This is a genomic window from Micrococcus sp. HSID17227 (assembly GCF_003989405.1).
GTDB classification, from domain to species: domain Bacteria; phylum Actinomycetota; class Actinomycetes; order Actinomycetales; family Micrococcaceae; genus Micrococcus; species Micrococcus luteus.
The window spans coordinates 1-2969 of sequence record NZ_RBLN01000259.1 but is presented as its reverse complement, the minus strand read 5'-3'; the positions used below and the strand labels follow the sequence as shown (position 1 = coordinate 2969).

The 2969-nt window shown below is 70.2% G+C and carries 3 protein-coding genes; all 3 read right to left on the bottom strand.

Going from position 1 to position 2969, the window contains the following annotated elements:
- On the bottom strand, nt 1-348 hold a 348-nt coding region (locus D8M29_RS14240; RefSeq protein WP_305034229.1), incomplete at its 3' end, for a biotin/lipoyl-containing protein.
- A gap of 98 nt (nt 349-446) precedes the next feature.
- Nucleotides 447-1826: a dihydrolipoyl dehydrogenase gene (gene lpdA, locus D8M29_RS10455; protein ID WP_036383063.1), complete on the bottom strand. Its 1380-nt coding sequence runs from the start codon at nt 1824-1826 to the stop codon at nt 447-449.
- Nucleotides 1827-1941: 115 nt separating this feature from the next.
- Nucleotides 1942-2969, bottom strand: a 1028-nt coding sequence (locus D8M29_RS10450; protein ID WP_127445953.1) for a leucyl aminopeptidase, incomplete at its 5' end; no start/stop codon positions are given.

Below are 2969 nucleotides of genomic sequence, written 5' to 3'. Positions count from 1 at the left end.
GCCCTCGGTGACGGATTCGCCCAGGGCGGGCAGGTTCACGGTTTCAGACATGGTTCCGATGCTCCTCATGAGGGGTGGGCGCCGGGGGCGCCCACCCGGGGTTGCGAGGTGGGCCCGACGCACGGGCACGGGATGGTCAGGTCGGCGGGTCCGCTGTGCAGCGGGTGGCCGACCAGGGCCATGGCGGCCTCGCCCAGGGCCTCGTTCTTCCGATCTGACCTTGTCGGTGGAGACCTCCACCAGGGGCTCGTCGACGGCGACCTCGTCGCCGACGGCCTTGAGCCAGCGGGTCACGGTGCCCTCGGTGACGGATTCGCCCAGGGCGGGCAGGTTCACGGTTTCAGACATGGTTCCGATGCTCCTCATGAGGGGTGGGCGCCGGGGGCGCCCACCCGGGGTTGCGAGGTGGGCCCGACGCACGGGCCCGGGATGGTCAGTGCGGTGGGTCAGCTGTGCAGCGGGTGGCCGAACAGGGCCATGGCGGCCTCGCCCAGGGCCTCGTTCTGCGTGGGGTGCGCGTGCACGAACTGGGCGACGTCCTCGGGGTAGGCCTCCCAGTTCACGATGAGCTGCGCCTCGCCGATCTGCTCGCCGATGCGCTTGCCGATGCCGTGCACGCCCACGATCGGGCCGTTCTTCTGGCGGATCATCTTGATGATGCCGCCGGTGCCGAGGATCGAGGACTTGCCGTTGCCGGCCAGGTTGTACTCGGCGACCTCGACGTTGTCCTTGCCGAACTCCTCCTCCGCCTTGGGCTGGGTGTAGCCCACGGACATGATCTCCGGCTCGGTGAAGGTGACCTTCGGGATGTTGATGTCCTCGACGACCATCGGCTTGTTGCCGGCGATCTCCTCGGCCACGAAGATGCCCTGCTGGAAGCCGCGGTGCGCCAGCTGCAGACCGGGAACGATGTCGCCCACGGCGTAGATGTTGCCGACGCCGGTGTGCAGACGCTCGTCGGTGAGGACGAAGCCGCGGTCCATCTTGACGCCCTGCTCCTCGTAGCCGAGGCCCTCGGTGTTCGGGCCGCGGCCGACGGCGACGAGGCAGACCTCGGCCTCGAACTCCTTGCCGTCCGCGAGGGTCACCTTGACGCCCGAGTCGGTCTCCTCGACCTTGTCGAAGAACGTGCCCAGGTTGGTCTTGATGCCCTTCTTCTTGAACTCGCGCTCGAGGACCTTGATGATCGCCGGGTCCTCGTTGGGGACCAGGGTCTTCAGGCCCTCGATGATGGTGACGTCGACGCCGAAGGAGTTCCACAGGGACGCGAACTCGGAGCCGATGACACCGCCGCCGAGCACGATGGCCGACTTCGGGGTGTAGTCCAGCTCGAGGGCCTCCGTGGAGGTCATGATCTTCTTGGAGATGGGCAGGCCCATGGTCTTGGCCACGGAGCCGGAGGCCAGCACGATGTTCTCCGCCGTGTAACGGGTGCCGTCGACCTCGACCTCGTTCTTCGAGACGAGCTTGCCCTCGCCCTCGATGACCTGGACCTTGCGCATCTTCAGCAGGCCGGCCAGGCCCTTGTGCTTGCCGGCGACGATGCCGTCCTTGTAGTCGCGCACCTTCGCCATGTCCACGGACTCGAGGGTCGCGTTGACGCCGAACTTGGCGGCGTTGCGGGTCTCATCGGCCACCTCGGCGGCGTGCAGGTAGGCCTTCGTGGGGATGCAGCCCCAGTGCAGGCAGGTGCCGCCGACCTTGGACTTCTCCACGAGGGCGACGGACTTGCCGTACTGCACGGAACGCAGGGCTGCGGCGTACCCGGCGGAGCCACCGCCGAGGACGAGGACGTCGAATTCCTGAGCGGTTGCCTTGTCGGCCACGGTGTTGCTCCTTGGTGCTGGGGTCGGTGGATCGTGGTGGTGGTGCGTCACCGCCACCCCCGGCCGTCGGCGGCGGGCCGCGCGGCCGGGGACGCGGTGGACATCGGGACCAACCTTACCGGGCACGCCCCTCGATGAGACCCACCAGGGTCCGCACCATCACGCCGGTGGCGTCCTGCGGGGTGTAGCCGTACGCGGCCGACTCGTTGAAGGAGGGGCCGGCGATGTCGAGGTGGGCCCAGGGGGTCCGTGCGGCGGCGTCGCCCTCCGACCGTCCGGCGTCGACGAATTCGCGCAGGAAGGTGGCGGCGGTCATCATGCCGCCGAAGCGGTCGCCCATGTTGGAGATGTCCGCAACGCGCGAAGTGAGCGAGGCGCGCAGCTGCTCCGGCAGGGGCATGCCCCACGCGAGCTCCCCGGCCGCGTCGGCCGCGGCGACGACCTCGTCGCGCAGCGCGTCGTCACCCATGACGCCCGTGTGGCGCACGCCGAGGGCGACCAGCTGGGCACCGGTGAGGGTGGCCACGTCGAGCACCGCGTCGGGTCGCTCGTCGGTGGCCGCCACGAGGGCGTCGGCCATGACGACGCGGCCCTCGGCGTCCGTGTTCATGACCTCCACGGTCTTGCCGCCGTACATCGTGATGACGTCGGACGGGCGGATGGCGGTGCCCGAGGGCATGTTCTCGGCCAGCGCCAGCCAGCCGGTCACCTTCACAGGGACGTCCAGGGCCGCGGCGGCGCGCACGACGGCGAAGACGGTGGCGGCGCCGGCCATGTCCGACTTCATCGTCATCATCGAGGCGGCGGGCTTCAGCGAGATGCCGCCCGTGTCGAAGGTGATGCCCTTGCCCACCAGCGCGATGTGCGCGGCGGCGTCGGCCGGCGCGTGCTCGATGCGCACGAGCCGCGGCGGGCGGGAGGAGCCCTGGCCGATCGCGAGGATGCCGCCGAAGCCCTCGGCGCGCAGGCGGTCCTCGTCCCACACGTCCACGCTCACGGACGAGTCCGCGAGGTCCTCCGCGACGGCGTCCGCGAACGTGGCCGGGTAGAGGTGCGAGGGGGCCGTGTTCACCAGGTCGCGCACGGCGCAGACCGCGTCGCCCACGACGGCGGCCCGGCGCAGCACGGGGTCGGCGTCCGCGA